Source organism: Mesorhizobium sp. M7A.F.Ce.TU.012.03.2.1 (assembly GCF_004006095.1).
Taxonomy (GTDB): domain Bacteria; phylum Pseudomonadota; class Alphaproteobacteria; order Rhizobiales; family Rhizobiaceae; genus Mesorhizobium.
Genome location: NZ_CP034779.1, coordinates 2,832,386 through 2,848,348, shown reverse-complemented (window position 1 = coordinate 2,848,348; position 15,963 = coordinate 2,832,386). Strand labels below are relative to the sequence as shown.

Annotated in this window: 9 protein-coding genes, 1 tRNA gene and 2 rRNA genes; all 12 read right to left on the bottom strand. The window is 61.6% G+C overall.

The features are described from left to right. Position 1: 1 nt before the first annotated feature. Positions 2–1,618, bottom strand: a complete 1,617-nt coding sequence (locus EJ079_RS13730; protein ID WP_127809244.1) for a GMC family oxidoreductase — start codon at positions 1,616–1,618, stop codon at positions 2–4. Then, a complete protein-coding gene (locus EJ079_RS13725; protein ID WP_127809243.1) occupies positions 1,615–3,129 on the bottom strand; it encodes an FGGY-family carbohydrate kinase in 1,515 nt (504 codons plus the stop codon). The genes EJ079_RS13730 and EJ079_RS13725 overlap by 4 nt, the downstream gene beginning before the upstream one ends. A 22-nt stretch (positions 3,130–3,151) precedes the next feature. Further along, complete coding sequence (locus EJ079_RS13720; protein WP_174800347.1) at positions 3,152–3,970, bottom strand: aldolase; 819 nt, start codon at positions 3,968–3,970, stop codon at positions 3,152–3,154. Between the two features lie 14 nt (positions 3,971–3,984). Then, positions 3,985–5,682: a glycerol-3-phosphate dehydrogenase/oxidase gene (locus EJ079_RS13715; protein WP_127809241.1), complete on the bottom strand. Its 1,698-nt coding sequence runs from the start codon at positions 5,680–5,682 to the stop codon at positions 3,985–3,987. A 21-nt stretch (positions 5,683–5,703) separates the two neighbouring features. Further along, positions 5,704–6,699: an aldo/keto reductase gene (locus tag EJ079_RS13710; protein ID WP_127809240.1), complete on the bottom strand. Its 996-nt coding sequence runs from the start codon at positions 6,697–6,699 to the stop codon at positions 5,704–5,706. Continuing rightward, positions 6,696–7,676: a sugar-binding transcriptional regulator gene (locus EJ079_RS13705; protein WP_127321031.1), complete on the bottom strand. Its 981-nt coding sequence runs from the start codon at positions 7,674–7,676 to the stop codon at positions 6,696–6,698. Before EJ079_RS13705 ends, EJ079_RS13710 begins: the two co-directional genes overlap by 4 nt. 25 nt (positions 7,677–7,701) lie before the next feature. Continuing rightward, the gene (locus EJ079_RS13700) at positions 7,702–8,625 is read right to left on the bottom strand and encodes an ABC transporter permease (protein WP_236383556.1); all 924 of its coding nucleotides are present in this window, start codon (positions 8,623–8,625) and stop codon (positions 7,702–7,704) included. A 76-nt stretch (positions 8,626–8,701) separates the two neighbouring features. Beyond that, positions 8,702–10,237: a sugar ABC transporter ATP-binding protein gene (locus tag EJ079_RS13695; RefSeq protein ID WP_127809239.1), complete on the bottom strand. Its 1,536-nt coding sequence runs from the start codon at positions 10,235–10,237 to the stop codon at positions 8,702–8,704. A gap of 96 nt (positions 10,238–10,333) precedes the next feature. Further along, entirely contained in the window at positions 10,334–11,365 is a 1,032-nt protein-coding gene (locus EJ079_RS13690; protein WP_013529471.1) for a substrate-binding domain-containing protein, read from the bottom strand. A gap of 932 nt (positions 11,366–12,297) precedes the next feature. Then, a tRNA-Met gene (locus tag EJ079_RS13680) sits at positions 12,298–12,374 on the bottom strand. Between the two features lie 248 nt (positions 12,375–12,622). Beyond that, positions 12,623–12,737 (bottom strand): 5S ribosomal RNA (rrf, locus tag EJ079_RS13675). Between the two features lie 152 nt (positions 12,738–12,889). After that, positions 12,890–15,710: ribosomal RNA gene (locus tag EJ079_RS13670) — 23S ribosomal RNA — on the bottom strand. Positions 15,711–15,963 lie beyond the last annotated feature (253 nt).

Below are 15,963 nucleotides of genomic sequence, written 5' to 3'. Positions count from 1 at the left end.
GTCAGCGGGCCTCTTGCAGGATCATCTCGGCTGCCTTTTCCGCGATCATGACGACCGGCGAGTTGGTGTTGCCCGAGACGATTGTCGGCATGATCGAGGCATCGACCACGCGCAGCCCGCCAAGCCCGTGAACACGCAGGCCGTCGTCGACCACCGCCATCGTATCCGAACCCATCTTGCAGGTGCCGACGGGGTGGAAGATCGTCGTGCCGATATCGCCGGCCTTGCGGATGAGTTCTTCGTCGCTGTCATACTGCGTGCCGGGCAGCATCTCTTCCGGCGCAAAGCGCGCCACCGCCTGTGCCTTCATCAAACTGCGGACATGACGCAACGACGCGACGGCCACGCTGCGGTCCCCCTCGGTGGAAAGATAGTTCGGCCGGATCTTCGCCGCCTCCCGCACGTCGGCTGAACCCATGTGCACGCTGCCCCGGCTTTCGGGACGCAGATTGCAGACCGAGACGGTGACCGCGGGAAAGCGATGCAGCGGCTCGCCCAGACGGTCGGTGCTCAGCGGCTGCACATGGTATTCGAGGTCGGGGGTTGCGAGACGCGGATCGCTCCTGGCGAAGATGCCGAGCTGGCTCGGCGCCATCGACAGCGGCCCGCTGCGCTTGAGCGCGTATTCCAGCCCCATCGACGCACGGCTGACCAGATTGTGGTAGCGCTGGTTGAGCGTGGCGGTGTTGGCGACCTTGAAGACCGTGCGGATCTGCAAATGGTCCTGCAGGTTTTCTCCGACGCCCGGCAAGGCGTGACGAACATCCACGCCGATGCTCGAAAGCAGGTCGGGGCGGCCCACCCCCGACAGTTCGAGCAGCTTCGGCGAGTTGATGGCACCGGCCGCAAGGATCGTCTGTCCAGCGCGGACCTGATGCAGGCGGCCGCCTCGGCGGAAAATCAGGCCGGTGACGCGCCGGCCGTCGAATTCGAGCCGTTCGGTCTCCGCGCCGAGCACCACGCGCAGGTTCTTGCGCGCCGCTATACCGCGCAGGAAGGCCTTCGATGTGTTCCAGCGCACGCCCTTCCTTTGGTTGACCTCGAAATAGCCCGAGCCTTCATTGGTGCCGGTGTTGAAGTCTTCGGTGCGCGGAATGCCGAGTTCCTCGGCCGCGTCCCGGAAGGCGTCAAGGATTGGCCATGACAGCCGTTGCCGTTCGACCCGCCACTCGCCGCCGCTCCCGTGCATGGCGCCTTTGCCGCCGTGATAGTCTTCCGATTTGAGGAAATAGGGCAACACGTCGTCCCAGCCCCAGCCGGCATTGCCGGCCTGACGCCAGCCATCGTAGTCGGCTGCCTGGCCGCGCATGTAGATCATGCCGTTGATCGATGAACAGCCGCCAAGCACCTTGCCGCGCGGATAGTTGAGGCTGCGTCCATTGAGACCGGCTTCCGGCTCGGTCTTCATCATCCAGTCGGTGCGCGGGTTGCCCATGCAGAAGAGATAGCCGATCGGGATATCGACCCAGTGATAGCGGTCGCTGCCGCCGGCCTCGAGCAGCAGCACATTGTTGCGCGGATCGGCGGAGAGCCGGTTGGCGAGCACGCAGCCGGCGGAGCCGGCGCCGACGATGACGTAGTCGTAACTGCCGAACGGGGACGGTGGAGCTTCGGTCACGTGCGCGCCTGCTGTCCGGCGATGCGCTCCCACATCGGGGTCATCGCCTGGTTGATCTCGCCGTACAGTCGATACCGTCCCGCATATGCATCGGCAACCGCCTCGTTGGGTACAAAATGTCGGGCGGCCGCAGTCATGGCGGCGGCACCTGCGCTGTAGTCCGCGAAAATGCCGACGCCGGTGCCCGCCGCGATCGCCGCTCCCAGCGCGCCGGTTTCGCGGCTGCGCGCCACGGTGACGGGCACGCCGAGCACATCGGCGAATATCTGCGGCCAGACGCTGCTGCGCGAGCCGCCGCCCGACAGCACCACCTGGTCGAAATCAGCGCCCGCTTTGTGCAAGGTCTCGACATGGCGCTTATGCTCGAAGGCAACGCCCTCGAACAGCGCACGCAGCAGATGGGCCCGGCTGTGCCAGCCGGCGATGCCGTAGAAGCCGGCGCGCGCATGGCCATTCTGCTGCGAGCCGTAGAGGAAGGGATGATAGATCGGGATGTCGCTGTTGGGATCGACGGACGCCACCAGTTCGCTGCACAATTCGAACGGCGACTTGCCGGCTTCGCCACCATGTTCGAGGAATTCGCGAACGATCCATTCGAGATTGGCGGCCGAGGTGGCACTGGATTCGATCGCCAGATAGCGCTGGCGGTCGAAAGTCGACAGCATGAAGATCGACTGGTCGCGGATCGGTTCGTCGGTGATGACCTGGTTGATGCTCCAGGTCCCTGCGATAACCGATGCGGCGCCGGTTCTGGTCACGCCCGAACCGACCGCACTGGCGACGACATCGAACAGCCCGGCGACGACCGGCGTGCCGGCGCGCAGTCCCGTCAGGGCCGCCACCTCCGCGCTCACATGACCGGCAATGTCGGCCGATTCCAGCACTGGCGGCAGCAGGTCCATGCAATCGCCGAGCCCATAGGCGGCAAGCAGGTCCGGCTCGTAGCGGCGGTCCTGCATCTGCAGCAGGCCGCAGCCCGACATGTCTGAAGTGTCGCTGCTGCGCGCACCAGTCAGGCGGTTGACGACGAAATCCTTGCACAGGAACACAGTTCCGATGCTGGCGAACAAAGCCGGCGAAAAGCGCTTGAGCCAGGCAAGCAGGGTCGGCGTCTGCGCCGCCCACGGCCGTTGCAGGCAATGTGCATAGGTGCGGTCGCCGACATTCTGTTTTGCCCATTCGGCAACGATGCCGACCGCGCGTGTGTCGAGCGACTGGATGCCGATCAATGGCGCGCCCGTGCGATCGAGCGCGTAGAGCCCGTTGCCATGACCGGCGCAGCCGATGGCGACTATCTCGCCGGCGTCGATGCCGGCTTCAGCGATGCATTGGCCGATGACCGAAACCGCGTTGCGCCAGAGTTCGTCGAGGTCGCGTTCGACATGTCCGGGCTTTGGCATGGACGAGCGGCCGTCACGGGCGGCGAATGCCAGTTCGCGGCCGGACAGGTCGAAGAGGATGGCCTTGATGACGGTGTTGCCGGCATCGAGACCGAGGATATAGCTTGCCATTGGCGCCTCCCGAGGCCGCAGCCTAGGCCTGGTTGTACAGATCCCAGGCCGTGCCGCCATCGGCATCGTCGTGAATGATCGCCATCAGCCCGCGCACGACAGCGCTCGGGTTGGCGTGCTGGTAGATGTTGCGGCCATAGACCATGCCAAGCGCACCCTGTGCCATCAAGGCGGCCGACTTGTCGAACACGGCACGCAGATCCTCCTTGCCGCCGCCGCGCACCAGCACCGGGCAGCGCGCCGCCTCGACGACGCGGTGGAAGTCGTTGGGATCGGTGGTCGGATCGGCCTTGACGATATCAGCACCCATTTCACGGGCAAGCCGGGTCAAGGTGACGATCTTTTCGGCATCGCCGTCGACCATGTAGCCGCCATGCTCTGCGACCGGCAGCATGGCCAGCGGCTCGATCATCAGCGGCAGGCCGTATTTCTCGCAATCGGCGCGCACGCGGGCGATGTTCTGCACGCATTGCCGGAACAGGTCGGGTTCGTCGGGCAGCATGAACAGATTGACCACGACGCAAGCCGCATCCATCTCGATGGCGCCAAGCAAGGGCTCGGCTTCGTTCTGCAGCACCGCCCACATCGCGCGGTGGCGTATCCTGTTATAGGGATTGCCCATGTCGATGCGCATCACCAGCGCCGGCTTGTCCTTGCCCGGCACGGCCTGCAGCAGATCGGCCTGGCCGTAGTTCATCTGGATGGCGTCGGGGCCCGCCTTGACCAACTGGGTGACGACACCGGCCATGTCTTCCAGCCCGGCAAGGAAGCTCGGCTCGTTGCAGACACCGTGATCGATGGCTACGTCGAGGCAGCGGCCGCCATCGAACAGCCGGTTCATGCGGACTTTCTTGTTTATGCGCATAGGGCGCTCCTTTGATGCGTCTGGAGATCGATGCCGTGCCGGTAGGCCAGCAAGGTGAGGAAGGTCGAGCGCTGGGTGGCGGCCTCGCTGGCGCTCCAGCCCTTGTGCGCCGCCAGCATGTCGAGAACGGCATTGACGAGGTCGAAACTGAGACCGCCCGAAATGGCGATGGCGGTGCGGCGCAGGAACAGGTCGGCGAGGCACTCGACCTGCTCGCGCTCGATGATGCGCCCTATCTCGTTTGCCGAATAGTCCGACCGCGGCAGCATCTGTTCGCCCGCCGGGTGCGAAACGAAATCCCTGGCCGACGTGCCATAGCGCTGCAGAAGTGTGCGCGCGCGCTCGACCGGCAGGCCATGCTCGGCGGCGAATGACGCGCACCAGGCGTCCGGATCGGCGGGGAAATCGCGGCCGCCACCGATGGCCATGTCCTGCGTGCCCTGGCTGCGCGCGAGGCCGAGCCGCTTCAGCGCCATGTCGGCGGCCAGCGCTCCAAACGAACGGAAGGTGGTCCACTTGCCGCCGATCATGCACAACGTCGCCGGCAGATGTCCGGCCGGTTCGACGAACTCGCAAAAATGATCGCGCGGTATGCGGCCCGTAAAACTGTCTTCGCTGGCGGGCAAAGGACGCACGCCGGCAAAGCGGAACACGATCTGGTCATCGCTAACCTTGATCGAGGGGAAGACGAAGGCGAGCGACTGCAGGATGTAGCGCTGCTCGTCCTCTTCGCAACGGACCTGGTCCGGATCGTCCACCCGGATGTCGGTCGAGCCGATCAGCACCTTGCCTAGATAGGGAAACAGGATGCAGATGCGCCCGTCCTCGTTCTCATAGTAGACCATATGGCCGCCGAGCGCGTCGAGCAGTTCGCCGTTGTCGACGATCAGATGCGACCCCTTGGTACCGCCCATCATCGTCTGCGCCGTTGCCCCGATGGCCTTGTTGGTCAGGTCGATCCAGCCGCCGGTGGCGTTGATGACCAGTTGCGGCCGCACCGGCAGCTCTTCGCCGGTCAGCGTGTCGGTGATGACAAGGCCATCGCCTGTCGACGACACCTGCGCATAGTTCAAGGCGCGGGCATTCGTCGCGCTCGCCATGGCGTCCAGCAGCATCTCCAGGCCGAGGCGCTCGGGCCGGCTCACCCAGGCGTCGTAGTAGGTCGCCGAATTGCGGATCGCCGGGTTGATCGCCGGCCATGTCTTCAGGGTTTCGGCGCGGCCCCTGAACCGGTGCGTCGGCATCATACGCCGTGCAGCGGTGAAAAGGTCATACATGGCAAGCCCAGCCTTGATGACCAGCGCCCCGCGCCGGCTGGGCCGCCGCGTCAGCCCCAGGAAACGCACCGCACCGTTGGCGAGACCGGAGAAAATGTCGAAGATCGGCACCGTCGTCGGCAGCGGAGCCACATAGTGCGGGGCATTCCTCAGCAGCCGGTCGCGTTCGAGCAGCGATTCGCGCACCAGTTTGAATTCGCCGTTTTCAAGGTAGCGCAGGCCGCCATGCACCATGCGCGACAGGGCGGCGCTGGCGCCGCTGCAATAATCGCCCTTTTCCGCCAGCACGACATCGACGCCTTGCAGGGCCAGTTCGCGAAAGACGCTGATGCCGTTGATGCCGCCACCGATGACGAGCACGGCGATATCAGGCCGGTCGCGCAGACCGGCTAACGTATGGCTTCGGTTCATCGGGGCTGTTGCCTTTTTTGCTCAGGCATCCATCGCGGTGAGATGCGCGGCTGCCGCGGCGTCGATTGCCGCTAGCTCGCTTGCCGCAAGCGTGATCTCGCCGGCCCGTGCATTGTCGAGCGCCTGTTCGGGATTGCGCGCGCCGCACAGGGCGAAGGTGATGCCCGGCTGGGCGAGCGTCCAGGCGATGACGACCTGCGCCATCGACGCCTGGTGGCTCTCGGAGATCGGGGCGATGGCCTCTTTCAGCTTTGCGACCTTCTGCCGGTTGGCCGTGGAAAAGCGTGGGTTGTCCTTGCGCTGGTCGTCGCCGCCGAATGTGCGGCCCGGGTCGACCGTGCCGGTGAGCAGGCCCAGCGCCAGCGACGAGTAGCTGAGGGTGGCAATGTCATGGCGGCGGGTGATCGGCAGCAGGCTGCTCTCGAGGTCGCGGTCGATCATCGAATAGCGCTCCTGGATCGCATCGAGCTGGCCGGCATCGATATACTGGCCAAGATCCTCGGCGCTGATGTTGCTGGCGCCAATGGCGCGGATCTTGCCGGCTGCCTTGAGCTTTTCCAGCACCGCCACCGTCTCGGCGATCGGGGTCGTCGGATCCTGCCAATGGGTGATATAGAGGTCGATGTAGTCGGTGCCCAGACGGCGCAGGCTCTGCTCGACCTCATAGGCAATGCCGTCGGCGCCGAGATAGCGATGCACAGGCTTGCCGTCCTGATCGAAGAAATGGCCGCCCTTGCCCGAATGCCAGTTCAGCCCGCATTTGGTCGCGATCACCACTTTGTCGCGCTTGCCCTTGATGGCGGTGCCGACGATCGCCTCGCTGCGGCCAAGACCGTAGGCCGGCGCTGTGTCGATCAGGCTGAGGCCGGCATCGATCGAGGCTTCGATCGCCCTGACCGACTCCTTCTCGTCGGTGCCGCCCCACATCCACCCGCCAATCGCCCAGGTGCCCAGGCCTACGGCCGACGCCGATATGCCGGACTTGCCGATCTGCCGCTGGATCTGTCGAGAATTCATGCTACCTCCTGTTCGGCCAGCTCGAGGATCTGGAGCCCCGTGGCCTCGTCCGTGACGATGGTGTCGAGATGGTTGCCGCGCAGGGCGGCGAGGATCGGCGCGACCTTGCTGGGGCCGCTTGCAATGCCGATCGAGCGCGGGATGGTCGCGAACTCGTCAAGCGTCAACGAGACCAGCGAACGGTTGAGCGAGTAGTTGCAAAGCTTGCCCTGGCGGTCGATGAGATGAGCGAGCAGCTCGCCTGTCGCCCCGGACTTCTCGATCGCCTGGCGATCGGCATTCGAGGACGGATGCAGGTCGTAGTAGCTGGAATCGTCGGTCAGGATGGAGCCGACACCCACCACCGCGACATCCGCCTCGCGCGCCTTGCGAAACACGTCGGCGACGGAGCTGATGCCCATCAGCATTTCGCGCTGCTGCACGGTGTCGGCAAACAGCGGCGCATGAATCTGATAGGCGCGGCCGCCGAGCTTGTCGGCCATCAGCGAGGCGACGTGGTTGACGTCGGTGTAGTGCTTGCCCTGCACCAGGCCGGTTGCGGGAATGATCTCGACGTCATATCGGCGCCCCGGCTTGAGACCGGCGACCAGCGCGCTGACGCCCTTGCCGCCGGTGATCGAGATCGTGTCGCCGTCCTTGATGGTGTCGAGCAGCAGCCCAGCCGCCGCCTCGCCGACCCGCTGCAGGGCCGTGTGCGGATTCTCGGAGACCGACGGCACCACCATCGCCCGCTCGATGCCGCCCAGCGCAACCAGCCGTGCTTCCAGGTCGACCAGATGGTCGATCGGTGACTTGATCTTGATCTCGACGAGGCCGAGCTGGTGGCCGCGCTTGATCAGCCGGTTGACCGTCGCGTGCGAGATGCCGAGTTCCCCGGCGATCTCGGCCTGGGTCTTGCCTTCGACGTAATGCAGGACAAGCGCCTGGTGCATTTGACGAACAGCGGCGATGTCGTCGCGGGTGTTGGGAGGGGCCATGGTCTTGCTGCGGTGCCTTTAGAGTTCAGGACTTCTTGCGATGCAGGAAGTGATCGATCGATACGGCTGCGAGCAGGATGCATCCCTTGATCATGTCCTGCCAATAGACCGAGACATCGAGCAGGATAAGCGAGCTCGTCACCACCGACAGCAACGCCATGCCGAGGATCGCTCCGAAGATGGTGCCCGAGCCACCATTGAGCGAGGCGCCGCCGATGACGGCCGCGGCGATGATGTTGAGTTCCATGCCGGCGCCGAAGGTCGGTGTCGCCGCGCCGAAGCGCGCCATGTAGATGACACCGGCCAGTCCGGCCAGCGTCGAGCACAGCACCGTGACCCAGAACTTCACCTGATTGGTCCTGATGCCGGAGAACTGCGCGGCCTTCTCGTTGGAGCCGGTGTAGAAAACCTTGCGGAAGGCCGTGGCGCGACGCAGCAGGAAGTCGAAGATCGCCACCACGACGATGAAGATCAGGATGACATAGGGGATGTTGTTGAAGCTGCCCTGGCCGATGGCCTTGAAGGCCGGCGGCAGGGTGAACAGCGACAGCGGCGTACCTTTGGTGACGACCAGGCACATGCCGCGCACGATGACCATGGCCGCCAGCGACGTGATGAAATGATTGAGGCCTATCACCGTGACGAAGAAGCCCATCGCCGCGCCGATCAGCGCGCTGACGCCGATGCCGATCAGGCTTGCCGTCCAGGGATCGAGGCCGGCAAGGAACAGCGCACCCGAGACCACCATCGAGAAACACACGACCGAGCCGACGGAAAGGTCGATGCCGCCGACGATGAGCAGGATCGTCATTCCGACGACGACGATGCCTTCGATGGAAAAGCTCATCAGCATGGCGCGGAAATTGCCCCATGTCAGGAAGTGCGGCGAGGCGAAGCTCATGGCGATGCACAGCGCCAGGATGATGACGATCAGCCCGGCCTCGCGCATCGAGGCGAGCTGAGCGAAATTGATGCGCCGCCCGGCGGCCTTGATCTCGGCGTGCACGAGCGCTTCTCCTGATTCCCTAGGCGACATTCTGGGCCTGCCTTTGATTTGAACTGTCTTGAACGCCAGAGGCGAGCATGATGATGGCTTCCTCGCCGAGCTCGCTGGCGGTGAGTTCGCCGGCGATCCTGCCTTCGCGCACCACGACAACGCGGTCGCACAAGCCAATCAGCTCCGGCAGTTCCGACGAGATGACGATGACGCCGACACCGCTGCCGGCAAGCTGGCGCAGCAGCCGGTGGATCTCGACCTTGGCGCCGACATCGATCCCGCGCGTCGGCTCGTCCATGATGATGACTTTGGGACTGACGGACAGCTGCCTGGCGATGGCGACCTTCTGCTGGTTGCCACCGCTCAGCGTCGAGACGGCGGCATCGATGCCGGCCATGCGCACGCCGAGCCTGCCGGTCAGCTCCTTCGCCTGACGATCCTCGGCCTTGCGGTCAAGCAGGCCGAGGCGCCCGGTCAGCCTGGCGAGGTCGAGCGCGGAGATGTTCGCCGCGATCGGCAGATCGAGGAACACGCCGGAGCCTTTGCGGTCCTCGGAAAGGTAGACCAGCCCCGCCTTGACCGCATCGCCATAGCCGCGCAGCCGGAGCTGCTTTCCGTCGAGCGCGACGGTTCCAGACGTCCTTGGCCTCAGACCACAGACCGTTTGCGCGATCTCGCTGCGGCCGGCGCCGATCAGGCCGCCTATGCCCAGAATTTCGCCGGCACGAAGCTGCAGATCGACGTCGGCGAAACGGCGGCCATCGGAAAGCCCCTCGACCGAGAGAAGCAGGCGCCCAGGCTCCTGCGGCGCCAGCTTGTCGGGATAGAGCTGGGTGATTTCGCGGCCGACCATCTTGCGTACGACATCGTCCGGTGAGACGGTTGCGATCGGATCGGTCGCCACGTAGCGGCCGTCGCGGAAGACGGTGACGCGGTCGCACAGCGAGAAGATCTCGGCCATGCGGTGGCTGATATAGACCACCGAAATGCCCCGCTCCTTGAGCCCGCGCACGATCGAGAACAGACGCTGCGCTTCGCTTTCGGTCAGCGCCGCGGTCGGCTCATCGAGCATCAGCACCTTGCAGTCGAGCGTCAGCGCCTTGGCGATCTCGACAAGCTGCTGGTTGGAAATGGAGAGGTCGGCAACCCTGGTACGCACCGGAATGGGCGCGAGCAGGTCCATGACCTTCTGGGCGTCGGCGTAGAGTTTTTGGAAATTCATCAGCGGCGCGCGCCGGCTGTTGATCGCGGCCATGTAGATGTTTTCGGCAACCGTCGCGTCCTGGCAGAGCGCGATCTCCTGGTGGACAAGCGCAATGCCGAGACGTTGCGCGGCTGCGGGCGAGTGGATCGAAATGCGCTCGCCATCGATCAGGATGTCGCCCTCGTCGGGCTGCAATACACCGGCGATCATGTTCATCAGCGTCGACTTGCCGGCGCCGTTCTCTCCGCACAGTGCATGGATTTCGCCGCGCCGCAGCTCGAACCGTACGTCGCTCAGCGCCTTGACCGGGCCGAACGCCTTGGACAGGCCACGGATTTCAAGAATGGGCGCCTGGGTCACGCCGTGCTCCTGCGATGAACCTGCGGGGGAGGAAGGAGGCCGAAGCCTCCTTCCCGGTTAATCCGGCCATGCCGAGGCCGGGCGGCGAGATCGAGACTATTCCTCGATGCCCTTGGTGCCGCGACGCTTGAGGTACTTGTCCCAGTAGAAGTCATCCGCATTGTCCTTGGAGACAATGGAGAAGCCATTGTCGACGAAGGGCACGCTCATCGGGTTGAAACCCGAACGCTTGGCGTCGTTCATCGGATCGATCAGGCCGGGATGCTTGGCCATCCACAACAGCATGAAGCCCATATAGCCCTGCATGCCCTGGTTTGGATTGACCGAGCCGAAGATCTCGCCGGCCTTGATCATGTCGAGGATCTTGGCGTTGACGTCGGCGAGCATGACGCGGATCTTGCCACCGCCTTCCTTGGCGGCCTGGGCAGCGCCGATGGCCGAGTTGGCCTCCGGCATGAACACGGCGCCAAGATCAGGATGCGCCTGCGCCAGGCTCAGAACCGCCTGATAGGCCTTGGTGGGATCCTGGTTCGAAGCGGCGCGGCCGACGAGCTTCATGTCAGGCCATTTGGCTTCCATGCGGGCAACGAACGCGTTGACGCGCTTGTCGTGGTTGTCCTGGCCGGGATTCTCCAGCACCGCATATTCGCCCTTGCCGTCCATCGCCTTGGCAACGGCGTCGGCGGCATAGGTGCCTTCGGCATTGTTGTCGGAAGTGATGTAGGAGACGCGCTTGGAATTCGGCGAGTCGGCGGCGAAGGTCACCACCGCGGTGCCCTGTTCGATGGCGCGGTTGATCGGCTCTATGAATGGATCGGAATTCATCGGATGCACCAATATGCCGGCCGGCTTCTGCGCCAGTGCCTGGTCGAAGGTGGCGATCTGCTTGTTGACGTCGTATTCCGGCGTACCCGTATAGGCGGTCTCGCAGCCGAACTGCTGGCCGGCCTGCTTGAACATTTCATAGACCGGGAACCAGTATTCGACGCCCGAGACCATGACGTTCATGACGTATTTTTCACCCGGCTCGCATTTGAACGGGTTTGGGGTTTCGGCGCGTACCTGCATCGACCCAAAGCAGGTCGATGCAGCCGCCGCGATTGCGAGCGTGCTCAGAAATTTGCGCAAGTTTCCTCCCTTGGCCGAAGCCATCCTCAATGACCGTCGCAGGCGCTCACCGAGCGCTGCCGTATGGATTTGATGATGCCGACCTTCCTCCGAAAGCCGACGATCGGGACATTACAACCTCGGCGCATGTTGTCAATATAATTCAGATATTGAAATATATTTCACAACCTACTTCCGGGGAGTCATACGCTCCGGTCGACGAAGGTGGTCGCAGGCCGCCAAGGTGGGCCAGGCAAGGCCTTTCCGGCCTTTTTGGCCGCGAACCGGGGAGTGTGGTTGGAGTATCTGCACCCAGGAGTTCGCGCGGTGCCCTCCCGCCGGCCGCGTCTTATCACGTGAAGCCCAGATCTTGTTTGATAAGCATCTGCTCCGGGCGCGGCGTGACGCTCTCCATGTCGCTTGGCCAAGAAGTCTGCTGCTGCGTCGGCTTACAGCAGCCTTGACCACCCGGAGTATTCCGAGAACCTTCGGCTGTCCCCCGAATGCGAACGGCCCGCTGGCTGGTGCCTGGCGAACTGTTTGTTTGGTGCAGATTGGTTTGCAGGGGACGGGATTGGTTTTTTTGTTCCGCAGCTGGGCTTCGCCTTGTTGCGGGCGCCTGATCCGGGGCAATCGGTGGCCAGCCAAGATGAACATCAAAACGGTCCGCCGGCATTGTTCCTGGCGGATTGTTTGCTTACCGAAGTTTGGTTGGGGAGAGGATTTGAGTTTTCTGTCTGGCGGCTTGGGCTTGGCCTGCTTGGGGGCGNGGCATTGTTCCTGGCGGATTGTTTGCTTACCGAAGTTTGGTTGGGGAGAGGATTTGAGTTTTCTGTCTGGCGGCTTGGGCTTGGCCTGCTTGGGGGCGCCTGATGACATGACGGGTTAAACGCCGGCACCAGGGCAAAAAACAAAAGAGCCCGCACGAGGCGGGCTGTTTGTTTAGTGAAGTTTGGTTGCGGGGACAGGATTTGAACCTGTGACCTTCAGGTTATGAGCCTGACGAGCTACCGGGCTGCTCCACCCCGCGTCACCTCTTAGCAAGCGTTTGCTTGCTAATCTTAGCAAGCGTTTGCTTGCTAATCTAAGCAAGCGCTTGCTTGCGTTCCTAAGCAAGCGTTTGCTTGCTTTTTTGTGTAAGCCGAGGCCTACAGATAGGTATATAGCTGACCAAATGAAAGGGCCGCTTACGCGGCCCGTGATCCCTTGGCGGGCCATTTCATAAAGAGAAGACATCACTCCATCCGATTGGATGTGAGTTCAACGTGCGTTTAGCAGACCTGGCAGCGACCTACTCTCCCGCGTCTTGAGACGAAGTACCATCAGCGCTGGAGCGTTTCACGGCCGAGTTCGGAATGGGATCGGGTGCAGCCGCTCCGCCATAACCACCAGGTCGGCAAAACGCACGTTGTTCGAGAAGCTTTTGAGCGAAGGAGCACAAAGAGGCATCGGCAGCGGAGCTGTCGGGTGCCTCTCGGGGCTATTCGCTGGTCTTTTTTGTGCCTGTCATCCTCCGATTTGGAGCGATGAGCATAAGGAATGAGAACGATCAAGCCGATCGAACTATTAGTACCGGTAAGCTTCAAGCGTTGCCGCTCTTCCACACCCGGCCTATCAACGTGGTCGTCTTCCACGGTTCTCAGGGAATACTCGTTTTAAGGTGGGTTTCCCGCTTAGATGCCTTCAGCGGTTATCCCGTCCGGATATAGCTACCCTGCTATGCGGCTGGCGCCACAACAGGTCCACCAGAGATCCGTCCATCCCGGTCCTCTCGTACTAGGGACAGATCCTTTCAATATTCCTACACCCACGGCAGATAGGGACCGAACTGTCTCACGACGTTCTGAACCCAACTCACGTACCGCTTTAAATGGCGAACAGCCATACCCTTGGGACCTGCTCCAGCCCCAGGATGCGATGAGTCGACATCGAGGTGCCAAACAACCCCGTCGATATGGACTCTTGGGGGTCATCAGCCTGTTATCCCCGGCGTACCTTTTATCCGTTGAGCGATGGCCCTTCCACGCGGGACCACCGGATCACTATGACCGACTTTCGTCTCTGCTCGACTTGTCAGTCTCGCAGTCAGGCAGGCTTATGCCATTGCACTCAGCGAACGATTTCCGACCGTTCTGAGCCCACCATCGCGCGCCTCCGTTACTCTTTAGGAGGCGACCGCCCCAGTCAAACTACCCACCATACATTGTCCCGGACCCGGATAACGGGCCGCGGTTAGACATCCATAGTAATAAGGGTGGTATTTCAAGGGTGGCTCCACCTGAGCTGGCGCCCAGGTTTCAAAGCCTACCACCTATCCTACACATGCCACTACGAATGCCAATGTAAAGCTATAGTAAAGGTGCACGGGGTCTTTCCGTCTAACCGCAGGAACCCCGCATCTTCACGGGGAATTCAATTTCACTGAGTCTATGCTGGAGACAGCGGGGAAGTCGTTACGCCATTCGTGCAGGTCGGAACTTACCCGACAAGGAATTTCGCTACCTTAGGACCGTTATAGTTACGGCCGCCGTTTACTGGGGCTTCGATTCAGAGCTTGCACCCCTCCTCTTAACCTTCCAGCACCGGGCAGGCGTCAGACCCTATACGTCGTCTTGCGACTTCGCAGAGCCCTGTGTTTTTGATAAACAGTCGCTACCCCCTGGTCTGTGCCACCCTCCTCTACTTGCGTAGAAAAGGGTCACGCTTCTTCCGAAGTTACGCGTGCAATTTGCCGAGTTCCTTCAGCATAGTTCTCTCAAGCGCCTTGGTATACTCTACCAGACCACCAGTGTCGGTTTCGGGTACGGTTTATAAGGAGGAGCTATTTCCTGGAACCACGCAGCAGCCCGTTCAATCCGATAAGATTGGACTACCTCAATGATCCGTCACTACCTCCAAGCCCACGAATATTAACGTGGTTCCCATCGACTACGCGTTTCCGCCTCGTCTTAGGGGCCGGCTAACCCTGCTCAGATTAGCTTTAAGCAGGAACCCTTGGTCTTTCGGCGGGGGAGTCTCTCACTCCCCTTACGTTACTCATGTCAGCATTCGCACTTCTGATACCTCCACCACCCCTCACGGGTATGGCTTCATCAGCTTACAGAACGCTCCGCTACCGCTTGGCCCTTGCGGACCAAACCCTAAGCTTCGGTGTATGGCTTTAGCCCCGTTACATTTTCGGCGCAAAGACCCTTATTTAGACCAGTGAGCTGTTACGCTTTCTTTAAATGATGGCTGCTTCTAAGCCAACATCCTGGTTGTTTTGGGATCCTCACATCCTTTCCCACTTAGCCATAACTTGGGGACCTTAGCTGTAGGTCAGGGTTGTTTCCCTTTTCACGACGGACGTTAGCACCCGCCGTGTGTCTGCCGACTAGTACTCCCAGGTATTCGGAGTTTGGTTAGGTTTGGTAATCCGGTGAGGACCCCTAGCCCATCCAGTGCTCTACCCCCTGGGGTATTCGGTCGACGCTCTACCTAAATAGATTTCGCGGAGAACCAGCTATTTCCGAGTTTGATTGGCCTTTCACCCCTAGCCACAAGTCATCCCGAACTATTGCAACAGTTATGGGTTCGGTCCTCCAGTAAGTGTTACCTTACCTTCAACCTGCTCATGGCTAGATCACTCGGTTTCGGGTCTAATGCGACGAACTGAACGCCCTATTCAGACTCGCTTTCGCTGCGCCTACACCTAGCGGTTTAAGCTTGCTCGTCACACTAAGTCGCTGACCCATTATACAAAAGGTACGTGGTCACCCAGGACGAACCTTGGGCTTCCACTGTTTGTAGGCAATCGGTTTCAGGTACTCTTTCACTCCCCTTGTCGGGGTGCTTTTCACCTTTCCCTCACGGTACTAGTTCGCTATCGGTCATGCACGAGTACTTAGGCTTGGAGGGTGGTCCCCCCAATTTCAGACAGGATTTCACGTGTCCCGCCTTACTCGAGGACGATTGATTGCATTACGCGTACGGGGCTGTCACCCACTATGGCCCTACTTTCCAGAAGGTTCCGCTTGTCTCTCAATCGCCACTGGCCTGGTCCGGGTTCGCTCGCCACTACTTCCGGAGTCTCGGTTGATGTCCTTTCCTACGGGTACTTAGATGTTTCAGTTCCCCGCGTTCGCCACTTTACCCCTATGTATTCAGGGTAAGTTACCTATTATCGATACTTGGAAACCACAGCAGCAAGTCGGCCTTGCGACCTCCGGCTGCTCTGATTTTCCAAGTACCTTAGGTGGGTTTCCCCATTCGGAAATCTACGGATCAAAGGGTATTCGCACCTCCCCGTAGCTTATCGCAGCGTATCACGTCCTTCATCGCCTGTGCATGCCAAGGCATCCACCAATTGCCCTTAAGACACTTGATCGTTCTCATTGCCAATGCCCACCTGCGCAATCCCGAAGGGACTGTCGCTTCAGCCTTCCCCTTGCGAGGTTAGCGTCCGCGCAATCCCGAAGAGATTGTCGCCTGAACCGGATCCTGTGCGGGACCCAATTCGATGTCATTGGCACAAAAAGACCAGCTTCTCGAGATCGGTTCGAGGGTGCGGTTAGGCAAGCCCATCATATGCGGGAGATTGAGCGTCTCCCGCGACAAATCACAAACCTTTTCAAGCTCAT